Here is a 20,285-nt window from a genome sequence, read left to right on the forward strand (position 1 = left end):
CCCTGAAGTCTCCACAGCGTCATGGCCGGGCTCGTCCCGGCCATCCACGCATTCTCTAGCAGCACAAAGAACGTGGATGCCCGGGACGAGCCCGGGCATGACGACATCTTGTGAATGCTTATGCGACGAGCCGCGTCGTCTTACGCCGCGCGCACGCTCGCCAGGAATGTGCCGACTTCGCCCGAGAGCTGCTCGGCCTGCTTGGAGAGGTTCGACGCGGCCGCGAGCACCATGCCGGCGGCATTGCCGGTCTCGTTGGCCGCCGAGCTGACGCCGCCGATATTGGTGGTGACTTCCTTGGTCGCCTCGGCGGTCTGCGAGACGCTGCGGGCGATCTCGGCGGTGGCCGCACCTTGCTCCTCGATTGCGGCGCCGATCGAGGTGGCAATGCGGCTGACCTCCTCGATGGTGGCGGTGATGCCGCCGATGGCGTCGACAGCTTCCTTGGTTGCGCCCTGAATCTGGGCGATCTTGTCGCCGATCTCGCGGGTGGCCTCTGCAGTCTGACTTGCCAGCGATTTCACTTCGGAGGCGACGACGGCGAAGCCGCGACCGGCTTCACCGGCGCGTGCGGCCTCGATGGTGGCATTGAGTGCCAGCAAATTGGTCTGCGCGGCGATGCTGGAGATCAGCTCGGCGACGTGCTCGATCTGCTGGGCGCCGTCGGATAGCGCGCGCACGATGGTGTCGGTGTGGCGTGCGCTCTCGACCGCGCGGCCGGTGACTTCGGCCGATTGCGCGACCTGACGGCTGATTTCGGTGATGGAGGAGGAGAGCTCTTCGGCGGCGGCGGCGACCGTCTGAACGCGTTGGCTGGCTTCGGTCGCAGCCGAGCCGACCACGGCGGCGCGGCGGTTGGTGCCCTCGGCGGTCGACGACATCGATTTGGCCGTGGTTTCCAGCTCGCCGGAGCCCGAGGCCATCAGACCCACGAGCTGACCGACGGACGCATCGAAGCGATCGGCGAGGGAGATCAGGGCGTCGCGCTTTTCCTGCTCGCCGCGGGCCTTGGCTGCGACCTGTTCGGCTTCCAGCGTGCGCGCCGTCAGGGCGGTCTGGCGCAACACTTCGAGCGTCTCGGCCATGCGGCCGATCTCGTCGCCGCGATCGGTCTCCTCGACCGGCTTGTCGATGGCACCGTCGGCGATGTCCTGCATCCGGGTCTTCTGGCGGTCGAGCGCGCTGAGCACGTCGCGGGCGATCAGCCAGGACAGCGTCGCCATCAGCAGCATCAGGCCGGCGCCGATCGCGGCGAGCTCGAGCGTCAGCGCACGCACGTCGGCGTCGATATCGTCGACGTAAAGGCCGTAGCTGATCGTGGCGTTCCAGGGCGTGAACTGGCGGACGAACACGGTCTTGCGGACGGGCTCGGTCTGACCGGGGCGAGGGTAGAGATAGGATGTCACGCCGCCCTGCGGCGCCTGCCTGGCGGCGTTGAGCTGAGCATCGGCAATCAGGACGCCATTGGAATCCGTCGCGCCTGTGATCTTGCCTTCGAGCTGGGGATTGGCGCCGTTGACAAGGATCGACGTGTCGGAATTGTAGACGACAGGATAGCCCTGGCCGCCGCCGAACTTCATGTTGCGGGCACGCTGGCGAAACTGCAGCTTGGCGTCGTCCACCGTCATCTTGCCGGCGGCCGCGTCATCCTGGAAAGTCTGTGCGAGGCCGTGGAGCAGATCGACCGCGGCCTTCATCTGCTGGACCCGGTCGTCCATCATGCGGCTCTTGCTGAGGACGGTCGATACCGCGATGATGGCCGTGACTGTCAGAGCTGCGAGGCAGACCATGCTGGCAAGCTTGGTCCGGATCTTCAGATGGCTCAGCAGCTTCATCACAGCCCCTACGGAATGGTTGTTATTGTCATCATCCGTAACATCAAGTTCTTACCAATCATGAAGATGGACGCGCCGCGGCCGGCCGCGCGAGGGACTCTTCGCAGACCCATGCGCAACGGTGCAGGCAAATGGACACGCTCTGTTGCGCGTCCGCATATTTGCGGGAGGATGTCGATCTCAGATTTTGGTGGTCATCGCACCTGGCCGGACCCGCAATGAACCGATTCGTTCACCGCCTCATCATGTCCGTGCTGCTTGTCGCGGCCCTCGTTCTGATCTGGAACATACTGGGCTCTCGCTGAGACGGCGCCGGCTATGGCCGGCGCCGTCCTCGTTTTGCGAATTGGGCGCGCGTCAGCGCCGCGCGAAGGCGCCGCCTGGTGCGTCGCTCTCCTTGCCGATCAGCGCGTCGACGCTGACCGAGCCGCCGCCCGCCGCCGAGATGTAGAGACAGGCGAAGCAGAACAGGATCGCGGCGGTGCCGCCGTTGAGCAGCGGCAGGAGCACCGGCGTTCCGGTCTTCATCGCATGGCCCATGAAGTAGGCGAAGGCCATTTCACCCGACAGGATGAAAGCCGTGAGGCGGGTGAACAGGCCGAGCATCAGCGTCGCACCGAGCACCAGCTCGAGCGTGCCGGCCACATAGATCAGCGGCGGGATGTCGGCGAAGTAGGGGAGCACCGGGAACTTGAACAGCTTGGCGACACCGTACTGGAACAGCAGCAGTCCAGTGATGAAGCGAAACAGGCTCAAGAGAACCGGCTGAAAGCGAGAGAGATAGGGAAAGTTCATTGGTTTGTGCCCTCCATCCAATGCTGCGACTAGGACCGCATTCGGTTCCACCCTGCAAGCTGCGCCAGGTCAATTTGCGCTGACATTTTTGTCATGTCGGACAAAACACCGCAGGCGGTGATTCCAGCCGCGCGCCGTCCGCCTTTTTTAAGCATCTACGCGTCGTGCCTATCCGTAGTTCCCCGGTGACGCGTTTGAATTCAGGTTACCTCTGGGAGACCTAGCGCCGCAAGGCGGGCACGATCAGGAACGGGATCATCCCGAGGACCACGTTTGCAAGTGCGAAGACGAGCAGCGCGTTGTAGCCCTGGGTGGCATCGTGGATCAGGCCGCCGCTCCAGGAGCCGAAGGCCGAGCCGAGTCCACTGCCGATCGAGATCGTGCCGAAGATGGTGCCGACCCGCTTGCCTCTGAAGATCTTCATCGCCGTTGCCGTGATCAGCGGTCCGCGCGATCCCATCATGCTGCCGAAGCAGACGACGAAGCCGGTGAGCAGGATGACATTCGGATAATACTGAATGAGCCAGAGCAGGACGATGCCGAGGATCGAGATCGCGTAGCTCAGCAGCACCGAGGGACGGCGTCCGATCAGCCCGTCGAGCGCGGAGACGCCGATCATGCCGAACACCAGCACGACACCCGAAAAGCCCCAGGCGGTCGCGGCCTGCAGCGGCGGGAAGCCGGCATCGATCAGATAGGCGACGATCTGGGCTGCGATGCAGTACATGCCGACCGCGGTGAAGAAGAAGGTCGAGAACAGCGCCCAGAACGCGTGGTGACGCATCGCGCTCACGAGCGTCCAGCCGTGGTCGACGAAATCAGGATCGGTCTTCTTGGCAACATACGGCGAGCCGGCCGCGAAACTGCGCCAGGGCAGCAGCAGCAGCGGCACCAGCAGACCAAGTGTAGCGAAGCCGTAGACCTGATAGGTCTCGCGCCAGCCGAGATGATCGATCAGGAGCTGCGAGGCCGGCAGCAGCGCCAGCACGCCGCCGCCCATTGCCGAATACACCACCGCCATCGCGGTCGGCAGCTTCGGCCCGAACCAGCGGCCGAGCAGGATCGAGTTCGGCACGTTGCCGATGAAGGCAACGCCGATACCGACGCACAATCCGATCGAGAGCTGGAATTGCCAGAGCGCCTGCGCATGGCCTGCGATCAGGAACGCGGAGCCGAGCAGCAACAGGCCGAGCGCATAGACGATGCGCGGTCCGGAATGATCGAACAGGCGGCCAACCAGCGGCGCCGTCAGTCCGCTGATGAGCCAGGTCAGCGAATAGATCGAAACGACCTGCGCGCGGTCCCAACCAAAATTTTCGGAGATCGGCTTGAGGAAGACTGTGAAGCTTTCGCTCAAGCCGCGGCCGAGCACGGCCAGCGTGAAGCACAACGCGAGCACGACGAGCGCGGTTCGTGCCGCGTCCTGCTGCATGTTCCCCTGTTCGCCGGGCGTCTTCTGATCCATTGCCGTCAGGGAGCGCGCTTCGGCGCGCCCTGACAAGCATCAAAAGCTCATACGCCTATGCAGGCTTGAGCAGGACGTGCTTCTTCTTGCCGAAGGACAGCTTGATCACGCCTTCCGGCGTCAGACTGGCCGCTGACAGCGCCATCTTCTCGTCGGTGACGGATTCGTCGTTGACGCGCAGGCCGCCACCTTTGATCTGACGCCGTGCCTCGCCATTGGAGGCGACGAGGCCCGCCTTGACGAAAGCGTTGAGCACGCCGAGGCCGGCCTCCAGCTCGCCGCGCGGAATTTCAACTGTCGGCAAGCTCTCGGCGAGTGCGCCTTCCTCAAAAGTGCGGCGTGCGGTTTCGGCCGCTTCGTTTGCTGCGTCGCGGCCATGCAGCAGGGCGGTCGCTTCCGTCGCGAGCACCTTCTTGGCCTCGTTGATCTCCGAGCCGCCGAGCGCCTCGAGCTTCTTGATCTCGCTCATCGGCAGCGTCGTGAACAGTTTCAGGAATTTGGCGACGTCGGCATCCTCGGTGTTGCGCCAGTACTGCCAGAAATCGTAAGCGCTGAACTGGTCGGCGTTGAGCCACACCGCGCCTTGCGCGGTCTTGCCCATCTTGGCGCCCGATGCTGTCGTCAGCAGCGGCGTGGTCAGCGCGAACAGCTGATGCGTGCCCATCCGGCGGCCGAGATCGACGCCCATGATGATGTTGCCCCATTGGTCCGAGCCGCCCATCTGCAAATGGCAGCCGGTCCGCTTGGCCAATTCGACGAAGTCGTAGGCTTGGCAGATCATGTAGTTGAACTCGATGAAGCTCATCTCCTGCTCGCGCTCGAGGCGCAGGCGCACGGAGTCCATCGTCAGCATGCGGTTGACCGAGAAATGCCGGCCGACGTCGCGCAGCATCTCGATCCAGTTGAGCTTGGTCAGCCACTCGGCATTGTCGAGCATGACGGCGTCGCTCTTGCCGTCGCCGTAGCGCAGCACCTTTGCGAACACGCCGCGGATCGAAGCCTTGTTGGCCTCGATCTCGGCGACGGTGCGGATCGCGCGCGTCTCGTCCTTGCCGGAGGGATCGCCCACCATGGTGGTACCGCCACCCATCAGCGTGATCGGCTTGTTGCCGGACTGCTGAAACCAGTGCAGCAGCATCATGGTCAGGTAGTTGCCGATATGCAGCGAAGGAGCGGTGCAATCGTAGCCGACATAGGCGATCGCCTCGCCCCTGGCGGCGAGCGCGTCCAGCCCCTCGAAATCGGAGCACTGGTGGATAAAACCACGTTCCTGCAGGGTATTGAGGAAATCCGATTTAAATGCAGTCATCTGTCGGCGTGCCTGACAATTCTTGGTTTACTGTTTCGGGCGCAATTTAAGCGTCTTTCTATGGGAACTCGATTGCCGCCCGCCACTTGGCGCTGTGGCATTATAAGATGTGTCCCTCTGGCACAAGATCGGCATGCCGGAGGGGGTGTTTTGAGGACGCTGATCCCATGATGTTGACGGCACTCGGTTTGATGAGCGGCACCTCGCTGGACGGGGTGGACGTCGCGCTGATCGAAACCGACGGAAAGCAGGTGAAGGCGTTCGGACCGTCCGGCTACCGGCCCTATAGCCCGGCCGAGCGCAATCTGCTGCGCCAGGCGCTGTCCGAGGCGGTACACTTGCCGCAACGCGATGCCCGGCCGGGAATCCTGGCCGAGGCCGAGCGCGCCGTGACGCTGGCGCATGCCGAGGCGGTTGCCGCGTTCGTGGCCCAGAACCGGATGAAGCCGGAGGATATCGACATCGTCGGCTTCCACGGTCAGACCGTGCTGCACCGGCCCGAGCGGCGCCTGACGGTGCAGATCGGCGATGCGCCGGCGCTGGCGAAGGTCATCCATATTCCCGTGATGTACGACTTCCGCGCTGCCGACGTCGAGGCCGGCGGGCAGGGCGCGCCGCTCGTGCCGGTCTACCACCGGGCGCTGGCCAATTCGCTGGCGCGCGAAGGGCCGATCGTCGTGGTCAATATCGGCGGTGTCTCCAACATCACCTATATCGACGGCAACGACACGCTGATTGCTTGCGACACCGGCCCCGGCAACGCGCTGCTCGACGATTTCATGTACCGCACCATGAACCAGGCCTTCGATGCCGAGGGCAAGTTCGCAGCCCTGGGCAAGGCCGACGAGGCCTGGATCGCGCGGGCGCTGGAGCTGCCGTTCTTCGCGGTCCCGCCGCCGAAATCGCTCGACCGCAACGACTTCGCCGCGGTCAAGCTCGGCGATGTCCAGCCGGCCGATGGGGCTGCGACGCTCACCGCCTTCACCGCGGCCGCGATCGCCCGGATCATCCCGCTGCTGCCGCGGCGGCCGCGGAGCTGGATCATTTGCGGCGGCGGCGCCCGCAACCTCACCATGCTGCGGATGCTGCGGGAGCGGGTCGGCGCGGCAACCGTCGAAGCCGCCGAGACGCTGGGCTGGGCCTCCGACGCGATCGAGGCGCAGGCCTTTGGTTTCCTTGCCGCGCGTGGCCTCAAGGGCCTGCCGCTGTCCTACCCGGCCACGACAGGCGTGCCGATGCCGATGACGGGCGGGGTGATCGTGCGGCCCTAAAGGCGACTGCCGGCGGTCACAGTAGGTTGATGCAGTTGCATTGATCTTGACGGTTGCATGCAAGTGCATCTATCTTGGGTGCAGTTGAATCCAACCGCCGGGATTAGCCATGACCGCTTCGCTCAAACTGATCAGCCACAAGCTTTGTCCGTACGTGCAGCGCGCGGTGATCGCGCTCAAGGAGAAGGGCGTGCCGTTCGAGCGGGTCGACATCGACCTCGCCAACAAGCCCGACTGGTTCCTGAAACTGTCGCCGCTCGGCAAGGTGCCGGTGCTGGTGGTTACGACGGACAAGGGCGAGGTCGCGCTGTTCGAGAGCAACGTGATCTGCGAGTACATCGAGGAGACGCAAGCCGGCGCGAAGCTGCATCCGATCGATGCGCTGAAGCGGGCCGAGCACCGGGCCTGGATGGAGTTCGGCTCGGCGATCCTCGGTGATCTCTGGGGGCTGGAGACAACGGCGGATCCGGCAACGTTCGAAAGCAAGCGCCAGGCGCTGGCGACGAAATTCGCGCGTGTCGAAGCCGCACTGGGCGCGGGACCTTATTTCGCCGGCGAGGCATTCAGTCTGGTCGATGCAGTGTTCGCGCCGGTGTTCCGTTATTTCGACCTGTTTGATGAGCTGACCGAGCACGGTATCTTCCGCGATGTGCCGAAAGTGCGCGCGTGGCGGAGCGAGCTCGCGAAACGTCCGAGCGTGCGCACTGCGGTCGGAGCAGACTATCCGCAATTGCTGCGCGCCTTCCTCGTGCGCCACGACGCGCATCTGCTCAAGCTCGCGGCCTGAGCACACGCCGATGTCGCAATCTCTGGCCTGGTTGATGCTGGTGATCGCCGGCGCGCTCGATGTCGGCTGGGCGATCTCGATGAAATATGCCGAAGGCTACACGCGCGTCGGTTGGAGCATCGTGTCGCTGGTGCTGCTCGCCGCCTTCGTGTTCCTGCTCGGGCGTGCCTTGAAGGTGCTCGAGGTCGGCGTCGCCTATTCGGTGTGGACCGGCATAGGCGCCGCGGGCACCTTCATGATGGGCGTCGTGCTGTTCGGGGAAGCACTGAGCGCGATGAAGCTTGCGGGCATCGCGCTCGTCTTGATGGGGATCGCCGCGCTCAAGCTGGCTTGAGCCGCGCTGCCGCGCTCAGGTGCAGCCGTCGGCGAGCAACAGTCTGCTCGTCGTCGTGGCATGGCGCAGCTTGAACAGGGCCTGAGCGTCGGGATCATCCAGGAAGGCCTGCGCGTCCGCGCGTTCCGGAAATTCGATGATGACGAGACGCTCGGGCATCCAGTCGCCTTCGATTGCGGTCGGCTCGATGCCGCGGACGATGTATCGCCCCGAATGCCTGGCGATGAAGGCCGGGATTTCAGCGATGTATCTCTCGAAGCCGGCAGGGTCATTCACCGACAGGTCGAGCACCAGATACGCCTTCAATCCTTGTCCCCCGAAGCGAGCAATGTCGTCTTCGATCAGCTAGCAGGCTGCTGAAAAAGATGCCTTGGATGATGATTTTCGTAATATGCGGCTTGAAAACGAAGCCAGCGATGGGCCTCGATGAGCTCCGCATGCGCTGTATAGGTGGGGTTGGTGGCTCATTTTTGACGCTCCAGACGGATTCATCCCGTCGCGGCCAGCAGCTTTGGGATGCGAACGAGGTTGTAGGCTGCGGCGGTGAACACGAAGAACCACTCGACCAGGCCGCGGCCGCGATGGCGCGTCTTGCGCAGGCCGCCAACCGTCTTGATCCACCCGAACGGCTCCTCGATCAGCTTGCGTTTGATGGTGCTGATCCGATAGCCGGGATGGCGGGTGGTGCGCGCGTCGATCGCCGAGCGGCGGTTGGTGTCGTTCTGCGAGACATGCGGCGTGCAGCCGCGCTCGCGGCAGCCGGCGACGAAGTCGGCAGTGTCGTAGTTCTTGTCGCCGCCGACCGTGCTACCGGGCCGGGCATTGTCCTCGATCATGTCGAGCGCAGTCGCGCGCTCGGCGGTGCCGTTGGCCTCGGTCAACCGCGCATCGACGATGAGTCCGTTGCGATTCTCCGTCATCAGATGCCCCATGTGGCAGAGCTTGGCCTCCTTGCCAGCACCCTTGCGGAACAGGCGGGCGTCGGGGTCCGTCGTCGAGGAATGCGTGGCGTTCTTGCGCTTCTCGCCATGGAAGTCGCGCTCGGCATTGCGGGAGCCGCGATCCTTTCCCGCGGGCGGATCGCCAGCGTCCTTCGGCACGAAGCTCTTCATGCTGGCCCAGGCCTCGATCAGCGTACCGTCAACCGAAAAGTGCTCGCTGGACAGCAGTCCTCGCACCTGCGGCAGGTTCAGCACGGCGACGAAGAACTTGGCGGCGATGTCGCCGTCGAGCAGCCGATCCCTGTTCTTGCAGAACACGGTCGGATTCCACACCGCGTCATCCATCGAAAGACCGACGAACCAGCGAAACAGCAGATTATAGTCGAGCTGCTCCATCAACTGCCGTTCCGAACGCACCGTATAGAAGGCTTGCAGCAGCAGCGCTCGCAAAAGCCGCTCCGGCGGGATCGACGGCCGACCTTCGCGCGAGTAAAGCCTGCTAAAATCGCGCGACAACTCTTTCAGCGCAGCGTCGACCAGGTCGCGGATCGCACGCAGCGGATGATCCGCCGGAACACGCTGCTCCAATCGCACGTAGCTGAATATGCCTTCCGACCGCTGATCTGCCCCGCGCATCGCAATCCCCAGCCCCAAGGAATCAAGCAAATGCAGGGAATCACAATCCGCGCGTCGCGCGAAGCGACTTTTTCAGCAGCCTGCTAGAGCTCAGCAGCCATCTTCGCTAGCGTCGCGATGGTATTCATGTTGCGTGCGGTACCGGTCTTGGCGGCGGGGATCGCGAGCTTTGACGTTCCCATACCGTCGCCATAGTGCACGTAGATCTCGCGGCGGCCGAGCTTGATCTCTTCGTCCTTTTGACCGCGAATGCCAGCAAGCGCGTCTGCCGGCGGTGGCTTGTCGAGGAAAATCGCAACCGTGCGGTTCGGTGCCATCTTTGGGAATGGATTGTCGGCCGCGACTTGCGCCATCTCGGCCGCGCTGCGCACGAGCACGCCGACCGGCGCGCCCGCATAGGTGTGCAGGCGCTTTTCCAACGCAGCCTTGATCGCGGTTTCAGATTTGCGGCTCGTGAAGACCACATTGCCGCTGGCGATGTAGGTGCGCACGGCACCCAAACCGAGCTCTTCGCACATCGCCTTGAGCTCGGTCATCGGCAGCTTGCCGGTGCCTCCGACATTGACCGCGCGCAGCAGGGCTACAAACGCGGCCATGTCATGCTTACCGCACGTTGGCGAGGCGCATGTCGAGATAGGCTGTGATGGTTTCCATCAGCGGCTCGAGCTTGGCGTCGAAGAAGTGGTTGGCGCCGGGGATGACCTGCTGGTCGATCACGATGCCCTTCTGTGTCTTCAGCTTCTCGACCAGCGTGTTGACATCCTTCGGCGGCACCACCGCGTCCTTCTCGCCATGCACGATCAGGCCCGACGACGGGCAGGGCGCAAGGAACGAGAAGTCGTAGAGGTTCGCGGGCGGCGCGATCGAGATGAAGCCTTCGACCTCGGGGCGGCGCATCAGAAGCTGCATGCCGATCCACGCGCCGAAGGAGAAGCCGGCGACCCAGCAGGCGCGCGCCTCGGGATTGATGGTCTGCGCCCAGTCGAGAGCCGCCGCCGCATCCGACAATTCGCCGGTGCCGTGATCGAACGAGCCCTGGCTGCGGCCGACGCCGCGGAAGTTGAAGCGCAGCACCGAGAAGCCGCGATGCGCGAAGGCGTAGTAGCACTGGTACACGATCTGATGGTTCATCGTGCCGTGAAACTGCGGATGCGGATGCAGGATCATCGCGATCGGCGCGTTCTTCTGCTTGGCCGGGTGATAGCGGCCTTCGAGACGGCCGGCGGGGCCAGTGAAAATGACTTCAGGCATGGATGATCTCTTGATTGATGTCCTGGAGAGACGGTTCTCCGCAATCAACCGATTGTGGCCTCATCGGCAGCGACGCCGGCGAGAGCGCGAATGGAAGGACGAGAAGGCGTGCGCCTCGCGGTGATGCGCAAATGGCGCGCGTTGACTTGACGGTGCGCGTTCTAACATAGGCGGCGGGGCTAAAAGCAAGCATCTTCGACATCTGCCAATTTGCTCAAGAACTTAGCCGGTCATCGCGGTGTCATGCCCAAGGCGGCCGGGATGAATCGGGGCAATGGCCCGCCTCGCATCCGTGGCGGCAACTGATTGGAATCACGATCGTTTATCGATCGCTCGGGCGATTTGGCGAGCGATTCACACGGGCGCCGTGCGCCCTCCGAGCGCGGCGACCGCGGGCCGGTAGCGGCGGCTGCCCCCAAGCGTTTGCCCGTTGTCGAATGTGAGCTCGAAATCTCCTGACGGCTTGAACTCCACGCCGCTCACGCGGTCGAGATTGGCGAGCCGGGTCCGGTGCACGCGCACGATGGCGAAGCGGGCGAGCTCGCTTTCGGTCGCAGCCAGCGTGCCGCGGATCAGGTGCTGGGTGCCGTTGGCGAGGATGTATTCGATGTAATTGCCGGCGGAGGCGACCCAGAGGATGTCACGCGGCGCGACGCGGATGCGGCTGGTGCCGTCCCGGAGCCAGATCAGATCGGATGAGGGTTGCTCCTGCGGAGCGGCCGGCATGGACGCAGGGGCGCGCGCGGCCTTCCTCAGCTCACGCCGGCTTTCGATCAGCCAGAGCGTTGCCCCAAGCAGCAACGCGGTCACGGCATCCTTGCGGAACTCGTACAGGACCGTCGCCAGCGAGAAGTGGAAGTCGTAGGTGCCTCCAGCGAGCCAAAGCAGGAGTTTCCGCAAGCCCACCATGCCGGTAATGTGGAGGGCTGAGAAGCCGAGCAGGGCGGCCGCAGCGATTCCGATCCGCGCCACCAAGACCTTCGTCTCGCGCATGCGCCGAACGGCCAGCGCCAGGATCGGCACCAGCAGCAGGATGACGCTGATGCTCGACAGCTCCCAAAACAACCGCTGGCCGACATTGGAGCTGTCGCCACGCCAGGCGGCGTCCTGTGCGCCTGACAGTGCATTGACGATACCGATGGCAAGCGCGACGGCTGCGATGGTCGCGAACGTCGTCCACTCGCCGCCGCCGATCCCACCGCGCCAACCGCTCGTCCCGGCCGGGGACGATTCGTCCCCTCGCGCCCGGTTCTGATCCCAAACCGTCTCGACGCGCTCCGTTTCGGGGGCATTTTGGCCGTCAGCCATGGCCCGAAAACCGCGTTTGTCTTTCCGTCAAGGAGCAGAACACCATGTCAACACCGCAGCAATCAGCAAACTCGGAACGACGCATCGATCTGGATTGGGTGCGGATTTTAGCCTTTGGGTCGCTGATCTTCTACCACGTCGGCATGCTCTACGTGTCCTGGGGATTTCACATCAAGAGCGAGCACCGGCTGACCTGGCTGGAGCCAGCGATGCTGGTGCTCAATCCCTGGCGGCTGTCGCTGCTGTTCCTGGTTTCCGGGGTCGCCAGCCGCGTCATGCTGGGGAAAGTTCGCTTGGCTGCCTTCGCCCGTGCTCGATCGGCGCGGCTTCTGATCCCGCTGATCTTCGGCATGCTCGTGATCGTGCCGCCGCAATCCTATCTCCAGATCGTCGAGAGCCTCGGCTATCCCCAAGCCTCTTATCTCCAAGGTTTCGCTGATTATTACGTCCACCATTATCTGGCGTTCGGGGCGCAGTTCTGTCCGAACCCCTGCATCGCGCAGCCGACCTGGAACCATCTCTGGTTCGTGATCTATCTCTGGGTCTACACCATGGCGCTGGCTGGCGTGTTGTGGGTGTGGCCGAAGGCTGCCGACTGGATGGGTGAGAGGATGGCGGCCGTCCTCGCCGGACCATGGCTGCTGGTGCTGCCCTGCCTGCTGTTTGCAGCCTGGCGGCTGTTTCTCTCGCCGATCTTCCCGTCGACTCATGCGCTGTTCGGTGACTGGTACAATCACGCGGACTACGCGAGTGCGTTCCTTATCGGCTTCCTGCTCGCCCGCCAGGATGGCATCTGGCGCGACATCGAGCGGCAACGATGGCTAGCGCTCACCGTGGCGGCTGGCTGCTTCACCATCTTCGTCGTTGTCTATGCCGGCTTGTTGGCGCCTTCGTCGGTGCCGAAATGGTTCGCGAGCTCCGTCTATGGCTGCTACCAATGGCTGGCGATGGCGGCGGTGCTCGGCTTTGCGCGGCGACATCTGAAGGCTGATGGCCCTGCGCGGCGCTATCTCACCGATGCGATCTTTCCCTATTACATCGTGCATCAGACTGCGATCATCATGATCGCACATGCGCTACGAGGCAGCGGGCTGTCTGCGGGAAGTGAGGCTGCGATCGTGATTGTCGGCACCGCGCTCGCCTGTCTCGTCACCTACGAGGTCGCGCGCCGGATCGCCTGGCTGCGGCCGCTGTTCGGACTGCGGATGGAGCCCCGTTCCGTTGGTCGAATTGCGCAGCAACAGCCGGCCTGATGCGCGATGGCTGCCGATTGGCGCCGGGGCAAAAGGTGCTAAGAGGGCGCCATGCCGAGCCGCGTCTATCTCGACTGGAATGCGACCACACCGCTGCGCGCCGAGGCGCGCGCAGCGATGCTGGCCGCTTACGAGCTGATCGGCAATCCGTCCTCGGTCCATGCCGAGGGACGCGAGGCGCGGCGGCTGATCGAGGACGCCCGTGGTACGCTAGCGGCGGCCGTCGGCGCGCTGCCGCGAAACGTGGTTTTCACCTCCGCCGGAACCGAGGCTAACGCGCTGGCGCTGTCGCCCGGCTTGCGCAGCCGATCGGGCGAACCGGTGCGGCGACTTCTGGTTTCCGCGGTCGAGCATGCCTCGGTGCTGGCGGGCGGCCGGTTTCCGGCCGACGACATTGGCCAGATCCGGGTCACGCGCTCAGGCGTCGTCGACCTCGACCATCTCCGGGCTCTGCTCGCTGATGGTCCGCCCGCACTGGTCTCGATCATGGCGGCCAACAACGAGACGGGGGCGCTCCAGCCTGTCGCCGAGGCGGCGCCGATTGTCCATGAGGCCGGCGGCCTCCTGCATGTCGATGCGATCCAGGCCCTTGGCAAAATTGCTTTCAATATTAACGCGCTAGGCGCGGACCTTGCGACCTTTTCTGGCCACAAGATCGGCGGTCCCAAGGGCGTCGGCGCGCTGGTCGTGGCCGAGGGACTGGCCGGGTTGGAACCGGTGCTGCGGGGCGGCGGACAGGAGCTCGGCCGGCGGGCGGGAACCGAGAATGTCGCCGGGATCTCCGGTTTCGGGGCTGCGGTGAAGGCCGCCCTTCAGGCTCTGCCGGAAGATGCGGAGCGGATGACAAGCCTAAGAGATCGCTTGGGAAATGGCCTTCGGGCTATTGCCGGGGCGACCATCTTCGCGGAAGATGGCAAGAGGTTGCCGAATACCGTCTTGTTCACGGCGCCGGGGCTCAAGGCCGAGACGGCCGTGATCGGCTTCGACCTCGAAGGCATCGCCGTATCCTCCGGTTCGGCGTGTTCCTCGGGCAAGGTCCAGCCGTCCCACGTGCTCTCGGCGATGGGGTATGATGCCACCGTCGCCCAGGGAGCGGTGCGCCTCAGTCTGGGCTGGTCCACGCAACCTGATGACATCAATAGGGCGTTAGAGGCTTGGCGAAAGCTCGGTAATACCCTACTTAGAGGCTAAGCGATGAAACACGGCTTGAACGGTTCTAAGCCCGTGCTTTCCGCACAGAAACATCGTAATACTCGTCCGAGTTTGATCCACCGCGGTCCTTGAAACCGCGAGCGGAGGATAGAATGCCAGCCGTCCAAGAGACGGTCGAGCGCGTCAAGCGCATCGACGTCGACCAGTATCGTTATGGGTTTGAGACCCAGATCGAGTCCGACAAGGCCCCCAAGGGGCTGTCCGAAGACACCATCAGGTTCATCTCCGAGAAGAAGAACGAGCCCGCCTGGATGCTCCAGTGGCGGCTCGAAGCCTATCGGCGCTGGCTGACCATGACCGAGCCGACCTGGGCACGTGTCGACTATCCCAAGATCGACTTCCAGGATCTCTATTACTACGCGGCGCCGAAGCCGAAGAAGACGGTCACCTCGCTCGACGAGATCGATCCGGAGATTCTCAAGACCTACGAGAAGCTCGGCATTCCCCTGCGGGAAGTCGCCATGCTCGAAGGCGTCGAGCCCAAGCCCGGCGAGGAAGATCCGGCGCGCCGCAAGATAGCGGTCGATGCGGTCTTCGATTCGGTTTCGGTCGCGACCACCTTCAAGGCAGAGCTGAAGAAGGCCGGCGTGATCTTCATGCCGATCTCGGAGGCCATCCGCGAACATCCCGAGCTGGTGCAGAAGTATCTGGGCTCGGTGGTTCCGACGTCCGACAATTTCTATGCGACGCTGAACTCGGCGGTGTTCTCCGACGGCTCGTTCGTCTACGTGCCGCCGGGCGTGCGCTGCCCGATGGAGCTGTCGACCTATTTCCGCATCAACGAGCGCAACACCGGTCAGTTCGAGCGCACGCTGATCATCGCCGACAAGGGCGCCTACGTCAGCTATCTCGAAGGCTGCACCGCGCCGCAGCGCGACGAGAACCAGCTGCATGCCGCCGTGGTCGAGCTCGTCGCGCATGACGACGCCGAGATCAAATACTCGACGGTGCAGAACTGGTACCCGGGCAATTCGGAAGGCAAGGGCGGCATCTACAATTTCGTCACCAAGCGTGGTGACTGCCGCGGCAACAACTCCAAGATCTCCTGGACTCAGGTCGAGACCGGTTCGGCGATCACCTGGAAGTATCCGAGCTGCATTCTCCGCGGCGACAATTCCCGCGGCGAGTTCTACTCGATCGCGATCTCGAACGGCTTCCAGCAGGTCGATTCGGGCACCAAGATGATCCACCTCGGCAAGAACACGTCGAGCCGCATCATCTCGAAGGGCATCGCCGCCGGCAAGTCGCAGAACACTTATCGCGGTCTCGTTACGGCGCATCGGAAAGCGACCGGCGCGCGCAACTTCACCGCCTGCGATTCCCTGCTGATCGGCGACAAATGCGGCGCGCACACCGTGCCGTACATCGAAGCCAAGAACTCCTCGGCGACGTTCGAGCACGAGGCGACGACGTCGAAGATCTCCGAGGACGTGTTGTTCTACTGCGTCCAGCGTGGCCTCAGCCAGGAAGAAGCCGTCGGCCTCGTCGTCAACGGCTTCGTCAAGGACGTGCTGCAGCAACTGCCGATGGAGTTCGCGGTGGAAGCGCAGAAGCTGATCTCGATCTCGCTTGAAGGGTCGGTTGGCTAATTACCGACCCTCGCGGTGCGCATCTCGCGCTCCAACATCAATTGAATAAACTGGATACCAAGATGGCTTTGCTTGAAGTGAAAGACCTGAAGGTTCGTGTCGAGGAGCGTGAGATCCTCCACGGGCTGACGCTGACCGTGAACGAGGGCGAGATTCACGCGATCATGGGGCCGAACGGCTCCGGCAAGTCGACGCTCTCGCATGTCATCGCCGGCAAGCCCGGCTATGAGGTCACCGATGGCCAGATCCTGTTCAAGGGCGAGGACCTGCTGGAGATGTCGCCGGACGAGCGCGCCGCCAAGGGCGTGTTCTTGGCGTTCCAGTATCCGGTCGAGATCCCCGGCGTCGCCACCATGACCTTCCTGCGCACTGCGCTGAACGCGCAGCGCAAGGCGCGCGGCGAGAGCGAATATTCGACGCCTGACTTCCTGAAGAAGGTCCGCGAGGTCTCGAAGTCGCTGAACATCCCGCAGGACATGCTCAAGCGCGGCGTCAATGTCGGCTTCTCCGGCGGCGAGAAGAAACGCAACGAGGTGCTGCAGATGGCGCTGTTCGAGCCGAGCCTCTGCATCCTCGACGAGATGGATTCCGGCCTCGACATCGACGCGCTGCGCATCGCGGCCGATGGCGTCAACGCGCTGCATTCGCCCAAGCGCGCGATGGTCGTCATCACCCACTATCAGCGCCTCCTCAACTACATCGTGCCCGACATCGTGCACGTGATGTCGAAGGGCCGCGTCGTGAAGAGCGGCGGCAAGGAATTGGCGCTCGAGCTGGAAGCGTCCGGCTACACCCAATTCGAGGATGCCGCGTAAGGAATGTTGCAATGAACGTTGCTGTGGCAAAGACCGGAAAGGGCCGCGCGGTGAGCGATCTCTTCACCAGCGCCGAAGGCCGTTTGCCGGGTGCGCCGACCGTGATCGCAGCGCGCCGCGAGGCGTTCGAGACCTATGAGCGTCTCGGCCTGCCGCACCGCCGGATCGAGGAATGGAAATACACCGACCTGCGCGCGCTGGTCGGCGAGGTGCTGCCGCTCGCAGCCGCGCCGGATGCGGCCGCTCTGAAGCGTGCTGCGGACGCCGTGAAGGCGCATGCGATCGCCGGCGCCCGCAAGCTGGTGCTGGTCGACGGCGTGTTCGCGGGCGATCTGTCCGACGTCAAGGCGCTCGCCGGTGAAGCGGGCTTCAAGACGTCGCGGGAGATGCTGGAGAAGGATGCCGGCCTGCTGAAGACCGCGTCCACCGACGCCGTGATCGCGCTGAACGCGGCGATGGCGACCGATGGCGTGGTGCTGTCGATTGCCGACGGCGCGCAGCTGTCCGCACCGATCCAGATCATCCACATCGCGACGGCCGCTTCCGCATCCAGCTTCACCCGTTCGCAGGTCGCGATCGGGAAGGGCGCCCGCGCCACCATCGTCGAGACCTTCGTTGCCGCTGGCGCCAACGCCTACCAGATCAATGACGCCGTGCTCGTCACGGTCGGCGACGATGCGGATGTCGCACACATTCGCCTGATGGACGATGCGCCCGACGCGCTGAACGTCTCGTCGCATTTCGTCACCGTCGGCGCCAATGTGAAGTTCAACTTCTTCAACATGACGACCGGCGCGGCGGTCAGCCGCCTGCAGGGATTCATCACGCTGGCAGGCGAGGGCAGTGAGCTCTCCGCCAACGGCGTGAACTTGTTGCAGAAGACTGAGCATGGCGACACCACGCTGGTCGTCGACCACGCCGTGCCGAACTGTGTCAGCCGCGAAGTCTTCCGCGCCGTGATCGACGATCGCGCCCATTCGGTGTTCCAGGGCCGCATCATCGTTCGTCCCGATGCGCAGAAGACCGACGGCAAGATGATGACCCGCGCGCTGCTGCTCTCGGACGAAGCCGAGGCCGACAACAAGCCGGAGCTGGAAATCTTTGCCGACGACGTCTCCTGCGGCCACGGCGCCACTGCCGGCGCGCTGGACGACAGCCTGCTGTTCTATCTGAAGGCGCGCGGCCTGCCCGAGAAGCAGGCCCAGGCGCTGCTGATCCAGGCCTTTGTCGGCGAAGCCGTCGAGCAGATCGCAGACGATGATTTGCGCGAGCATGTGATCGGCATTGCCGAGCGCTGGCTGGAGCGCCGCCAATGAGCACGCATCCCGCGGTCAAGAACGGTGCCTACGACGTCGCGCGGGTGCGCCAGGACTTTCCTGCGCTCGCCATGCAGGTCTACGGCAAGCCGCTGGTCTATCTCGACAACGCGGCCTCCGCGCAGAAGCCGAGCGCCGTGCTCGACCGGATGACGCAGGCCTACACGAGCGAATACGCCAACGTGCATCGCGGCCTGCACTACCTCGCCAACGCCGCGACCGAAGCCTATGAGGGCGGTCGCACCAAGGCCGCGCAGTTCATCAACGCTGCCCGCACCGAGGAAGTGATCTTCACCCGCAATGCGACTGAGGCGATCAATCTGGTCGCTTCGTCCTGGGGCGGGCCGAACATCGGGGAAGGCGACGAGATCGTCATCTCGATCATGGAGCACCACTCCAACATCGTGCCTTGGCATTTCCTCAGGGAACGTCAGGGCGCGGTAATCAAGTGGGCGCCGGTCGACGATGAGGGCAACTTCCTGATCGACGAGTTCGAGAAGCTGCTGACGTCGAAGACCAAGCTGGTCGCGATCACGCAGATGTCGAATGCGCTCGGCACCATCGTGCCGGTCAAGGACGTCGTGAAGATTGCGCATGCCCGCGGCATTCCCGTGCTGGTCGACGGCAGCCAGGGCGCTGTGCATTTGCCGGTCGACGTTCAGGACATCGGCTGCGACTTCTACGTCTTCACCGGCCACAAGGTGTACGGGCCGACCGGCATCGGCGTGCTCTGGGCCAAGTACGACCACCTCGTAAGGATGCGCCCCTTCAATGGCGGCGGCGAGATGATCCGCGAGGTCTCGCGCGAGATCGTCACCTATGGCGATCCCCCGCACAAGTTCGAGGCGGGCACGCCGGCGATCGTCGAGGCCGTCGGCCTTGGCGCGGCCATCGATTACGTTAATTCGATCGGCAAGGAGCGCATCGCCGCACACGAGGCCGATCTCACCGCCTACGCCCAGGAGAAGCTGCGCGAGATCAACTCGCTTCGGCTGATCGGTACGGCACGCGGCAAGGGCCCTGTGATCTCCTTCGAGCTGAAGGGTGCGCACGCCCACGACGTCGCCACCGTGATCGACCGTCAGGGCATCGCGGTCCGCGCCGGCACCCATTGCGTGATGCCGCTTTTAGAGCGGTTCAACGTGACCGCCACCTGCCGCGCCTCGTTCGGCATGTATAATACGCGGGAAGAAGTCGATCATCTGGCACAGGCGCTGTTGAAGGCGCGGGATTTGTTCGCATGAGTGACACGGCCGAAATCAAAGCCAATCCGATGGAAACTCATTCGGCGCTGCCGCCGGAGGAGACCGAACGCCTGACCACCGAGATCATCGCGGGCCTCAAGACCGTGTTCGATCCGGAAATCCCGGCCGACATCTACGAGCTTGGCCTGATCTACAAGGTCGAGATCAAGGACGATCGTTCCGTCGACGTCCAGATGACGCTGACGACGCCGAACTGCCCGGCCGCCGGCGAGCTGCCGACCATGGTCGAGAACGCGGTCGCCAGCGTTCCCGGCGTCGGCGTGGTCGACGTCAAGGTGGTCTGGGAGCCGGCCTGGTCACCGGAACGCATGAGCGACGAGGCCCGCCTCGTCCTCAACATGTGGTGACGCGTAACTCTGGCATTGAATTCGTTCAGCAACGGACCACATCACTGACATGACACAGATTTCGTCCGGCTCGACACCAGCATCCACTCCGAAGCCGCGGCGGCCCCGCCCGCAGGTGATGCGGTTGACGGATGCCGCTGCCCAGCGCATCTCCGAACTCACCCAGCGCGCCGATTCCGAGATCGTCGGCCTGCGCGTCGGCGTCAAGAACGGCGGCTGCGCCGGCCAGTCCTACACGGTCGAATACGCCCACGAGATCCGCGCGACCGATGAGGTCGTCGAGGACAAGGGCGTCAAGATCCTGGTCGACCCCAAGGCCGTGCTGTTCCTGCTCGGCACCGAGATGGACTACAAGGCCGACAAGATGCAGGCCCAGTTCGTCTTCAACAACCCCAACCAGATTTCCGCCTGCGGCTGCGGCGAATCGGTCGAGCTGCGTCCGGCCAAGATCGACGGGTAAACCCGGCTCGCGCCAATAACTCCGCTGTCGTCCCTGCGAACGCAGGAACCCATACCGCGTGATCTCTCTTTAGGGCGAGATATCCGTACCGGAGCT

At 63.9% G+C, this 20,285-nt stretch carries 20 protein-coding genes; 11 read left to right on the top strand and 9 right to left on the bottom strand.

From position 1 onward, the window contains the following. Positions 1-140: 140 nt before the first annotated feature. From NLM32_RS23325 to tyrS, 4 genes are all read right to left on the bottom strand, one after another. Positions 141-1,835 carry a methyl-accepting chemotaxis protein gene (locus NLM32_RS23325; RefSeq protein ID WP_254131215.1) on the bottom strand — a complete coding sequence of 565 codons (1,695 nt, stop codon included), beginning with the start codon at positions 1,833-1,835 and terminating at the stop codon, positions 141-143. Between the two features lie 357 nt (positions 1,836-2,192). Next, positions 2,193-2,630 carry a DoxX family protein gene (locus tag NLM32_RS23330; protein ID WP_254131216.1) on the bottom strand — a complete coding sequence of 146 codons (438 nt, stop codon included), beginning with the start codon at positions 2,628-2,630 and terminating at the stop codon, positions 2,193-2,195. 220 nt (positions 2,631-2,850) lie between these two features. Further along, positions 2,851-4,095: an MFS transporter gene (locus NLM32_RS23335; protein ID WP_254131217.1), complete on the bottom strand. Its 1,245-nt coding sequence runs from the start codon at positions 4,093-4,095 to the stop codon at positions 2,851-2,853. Positions 4,096-4,150: 55 nt separating this feature from the next. Continuing rightward, entirely contained in the window at positions 4,151-5,404 is a 1,254-nt protein-coding gene (tyrS, locus tag NLM32_RS23340) for a tyrosine--tRNA ligase (RefSeq protein WP_254131218.1), read from the bottom strand. Between the two features lie 167 nt (positions 5,405-5,571). Here tyrS and NLM32_RS23345 point away from each other — a divergent pair, with 167 nt between their 5' ends. The 3 genes from NLM32_RS23345 to NLM32_RS23355 all read left to right on the top strand — a co-directional run bounded on the left by NLM32_RS23345 (position 5,572) and on the right by NLM32_RS23355 (position 7,796). Continuing rightward, positions 5,572-6,675, top strand: coding sequence for an anhydro-N-acetylmuramic acid kinase (locus NLM32_RS23345; protein ID WP_254131219.1), 1,104 nt, complete (start codon positions 5,572-5,574; stop codon positions 6,673-6,675). Between the two features lie 109 nt (positions 6,676-6,784). Continuing rightward, positions 6,785-7,462, top strand: a complete 678-nt coding sequence (locus tag NLM32_RS23350; RefSeq protein WP_254131220.1) for a glutathione S-transferase family protein — start codon at positions 6,785-6,787, stop codon at positions 7,460-7,462. A 10-nt stretch (positions 7,463-7,472) separates the two neighbouring features. Continuing rightward, complete coding sequence (locus tag NLM32_RS23355) at positions 7,473-7,796, top strand: multidrug efflux SMR transporter (protein WP_254131221.1); 324 nt, start codon at positions 7,473-7,475, stop codon at positions 7,794-7,796. Positions 7,797-7,811: 15 nt separating this feature from the next. On the opposite strand, the gene NLM32_RS23360 is transcribed toward NLM32_RS23355, so the two are convergent. The 5 genes from NLM32_RS23360 to NLM32_RS23380 all read right to left on the bottom strand — a co-directional run bounded on the left by NLM32_RS23360 (position 7,812) and on the right by NLM32_RS23380 (position 11,932). Next, positions 7,812-8,102 carry a DUF1330 domain-containing protein gene (locus NLM32_RS23360; protein WP_254131222.1) on the bottom strand — a complete coding sequence of 97 codons (291 nt, stop codon included), beginning with the start codon at positions 8,100-8,102 and terminating at the stop codon, positions 7,812-7,814. 182 nt (positions 8,103-8,284) lie between these two features. After that, positions 8,285-9,373: an IS5 family transposase gene (locus NLM32_RS23365; protein WP_254128493.1), complete on the bottom strand. Its 1,089-nt coding sequence runs from the start codon at positions 9,371-9,373 to the stop codon at positions 8,285-8,287. Between the two features lie 83 nt (positions 9,374-9,456). Then, positions 9,457-9,969 carry a DUF1697 domain-containing protein gene (locus NLM32_RS23370; protein WP_254131223.1) on the bottom strand — a complete coding sequence of 171 codons (513 nt, stop codon included), beginning with the start codon at positions 9,967-9,969 and terminating at the stop codon, positions 9,457-9,459. A gap of 7 nt (positions 9,970-9,976) precedes the next feature. Beyond that, the gene (locus tag NLM32_RS23375; protein WP_014495555.1) at positions 9,977-10,624 is read right to left on the bottom strand and encodes an alpha/beta hydrolase; all 648 of its coding nucleotides are present in this window, start codon (positions 10,622-10,624) and stop codon (positions 9,977-9,979) included. 354 nt (positions 10,625-10,978) lie between these two features. Beyond that, a complete protein-coding gene (locus tag NLM32_RS23380) occupies positions 10,979-11,932 on the bottom strand; it encodes a LytTR family DNA-binding domain-containing protein (RefSeq protein WP_254131224.1) in 954 nt (317 codons plus the stop codon). 44 nt (positions 11,933-11,976) lie between these two features. On the opposite strand from NLM32_RS23380, the gene NLM32_RS23385 reads away from it, so the two are divergent. From NLM32_RS23385 to NLM32_RS23420, 8 genes are all read left to right on the top strand, one after another. Then, positions 11,977-13,185, top strand: a complete 1,209-nt coding sequence (locus tag NLM32_RS23385; RefSeq protein ID WP_254131225.1) for an acyltransferase family protein — start codon at positions 11,977-11,979, stop codon at positions 13,183-13,185. 51 nt (positions 13,186-13,236) lie between these two features. Continuing rightward, positions 13,237-14,376 (top strand): cysteine desulfurase family protein, encoded by a 1,140-nt coding sequence (locus tag NLM32_RS23390; RefSeq protein WP_254131226.1) that lies wholly within the window; start codon positions 13,237-13,239, stop codon positions 14,374-14,376. A gap of 113 nt (positions 14,377-14,489) precedes the next feature. After that, positions 14,490-15,986: a Fe-S cluster assembly protein SufB gene (sufB, locus tag NLM32_RS23395; protein ID WP_254131227.1), complete on the top strand. Its 1,497-nt coding sequence runs from the start codon at positions 14,490-14,492 to the stop codon at positions 15,984-15,986. 62 nt (positions 15,987-16,048) lie between these two features. After that, positions 16,049-16,801, top strand: coding sequence for a Fe-S cluster assembly ATPase SufC (gene sufC / locus NLM32_RS23400; RefSeq protein ID WP_254131228.1), 753 nt, complete (start codon positions 16,049-16,051; stop codon positions 16,799-16,801). 11 nt (positions 16,802-16,812) lie between these two features. Next, positions 16,813-18,117, top strand: a complete 1,305-nt coding sequence (gene sufD / locus NLM32_RS23405; RefSeq protein ID WP_254131229.1) for a Fe-S cluster assembly protein SufD — start codon at positions 16,813-16,815, stop codon at positions 18,115-18,117. Further along, positions 18,114-19,361, top strand: a complete 1,248-nt coding sequence (locus NLM32_RS23410; protein WP_254131230.1) for a cysteine desulfurase — start codon at positions 18,114-18,116, stop codon at positions 19,359-19,361. Before sufD ends, NLM32_RS23410 begins: the two co-directional genes overlap by 4 nt. Then, positions 19,358-19,729: an SUF system Fe-S cluster assembly protein gene (locus NLM32_RS23415; RefSeq protein ID WP_148748806.1), complete on the top strand. Its 372-nt coding sequence runs from the start codon at positions 19,358-19,360 to the stop codon at positions 19,727-19,729. The genes NLM32_RS23410 and NLM32_RS23415 overlap by 4 nt, the downstream gene beginning before the upstream one ends. Positions 19,730-19,778: 49 nt before the next feature. Further along, positions 19,779-20,189 carry an iron-sulfur cluster assembly accessory protein gene (locus tag NLM32_RS23420; protein WP_254131231.1) on the top strand — a complete coding sequence of 137 codons (411 nt, stop codon included), beginning with the start codon at positions 19,779-19,781 and terminating at the stop codon, positions 20,187-20,189. Positions 20,190-20,285 lie beyond the last annotated feature (96 nt).

The sequence above is a fragment of the Bradyrhizobium sp. CCGUVB14 genome (genome assembly GCF_024199935.1).
Taxonomy (GTDB): Bacteria; Pseudomonadota; Alphaproteobacteria; order Rhizobiales; family Xanthobacteraceae; genus Bradyrhizobium.

What these genes read in the sequence shown, in the direction of transcription:
- sufC (WP_254131228.1), top strand. Translation starts at nt 16,049, where the DNA reads ATGGCTTTGCTTGAAGTGAAAGACCTGAAGGTTCGTGTCGAGGAGCGT.
- NLM32_RS23415 (WP_148748806.1), top strand. Translation starts at nt 19,358, where the DNA reads ATGAGTGACACGGCCGAAATCAAAGCCAATCCGATGGAAACTCATTCG.
- NLM32_RS23370 (WP_254131223.1), bottom strand. Translation starts at nt 9,969, where the DNA reads ATGGCCGCGTTTGTAGCCCTGCTGCGCGCGGTCAATGTCGGAGGCACC.
- tyrS (WP_254131218.1), bottom strand. Translation starts at nt 5,404, where the DNA reads ATGACTGCATTTAAATCGGATTTCCTCAATACCCTGCAGGAACGTGGT.
- sufD (WP_254131229.1), top strand. Translation starts at nt 16,813, where the DNA reads ATGAACGTTGCTGTGGCAAAGACCGGAAAGGGCCGCGCGGTGAGCGAT.
- NLM32_RS23345 (WP_254131219.1), top strand. Translation starts at nt 5,572, where the DNA reads ATGATGTTGACGGCACTCGGTTTGATGAGCGGCACCTCGCTGGACGGG.
- NLM32_RS23410 (WP_254131230.1), top strand. Translation starts at nt 18,114, where the DNA reads ATGAGCACGCATCCCGCGGTCAAGAACGGTGCCTACGACGTCGCGCGG.
- NLM32_RS23375 (WP_014495555.1), bottom strand. Translation starts at nt 10,624, where the DNA reads ATGCCTGAAGTCATTTTCACTGGCCCCGCCGGCCGTCTCGAAGGCCGC.
- NLM32_RS23355 (WP_254131221.1), top strand. Translation starts at nt 7,473, where the DNA reads ATGTCGCAATCTCTGGCCTGGTTGATGCTGGTGATCGCCGGCGCGCTC.
- NLM32_RS23325 (WP_254131215.1), bottom strand. Translation starts at nt 1,835, where the DNA reads ATGAAGCTGCTGAGCCATCTGAAGATCCGGACCAAGCTTGCCAGCATG.
- NLM32_RS23350 (WP_254131220.1), top strand. Translation starts at nt 6,785, where the DNA reads ATGACCGCTTCGCTCAAACTGATCAGCCACAAGCTTTGTCCGTACGTG.
- NLM32_RS23330 (WP_254131216.1), bottom strand. Translation starts at nt 2,630, where the DNA reads ATGAACTTTCCCTATCTCTCTCGCTTTCAGCCGGTTCTCTTGAGCCTG.
- NLM32_RS23365 (WP_254128493.1), bottom strand. Translation starts at nt 9,373, where the DNA reads ATGCGCGGGGCAGATCAGCGGTCGGAAGGCATATTCAGCTACGTGCGA.
- sufB (WP_254131227.1), top strand. Translation starts at nt 14,490, where the DNA reads ATGCCAGCCGTCCAAGAGACGGTCGAGCGCGTCAAGCGCATCGACGTC.
- NLM32_RS23380 (WP_254131224.1), bottom strand. Translation starts at nt 11,932, where the DNA reads ATGGCTGACGGCCAAAATGCCCCCGAAACGGAGCGCGTCGAGACGGTT.
- NLM32_RS23335 (WP_254131217.1), bottom strand. Translation starts at nt 4,095, where the DNA reads ATGGATCAGAAGACGCCCGGCGAACAGGGGAACATGCAGCAGGACGCG.
- NLM32_RS23420 (WP_254131231.1), top strand. Translation starts at nt 19,779, where the DNA reads ATGACACAGATTTCGTCCGGCTCGACACCAGCATCCACTCCGAAGCCG.
- NLM32_RS23390 (WP_254131226.1), top strand. Translation starts at nt 13,237, where the DNA reads ATGCCGAGCCGCGTCTATCTCGACTGGAATGCGACCACACCGCTGCGC.
- NLM32_RS23385 (WP_254131225.1), top strand. Translation starts at nt 11,977, where the DNA reads ATGTCAACACCGCAGCAATCAGCAAACTCGGAACGACGCATCGATCTG.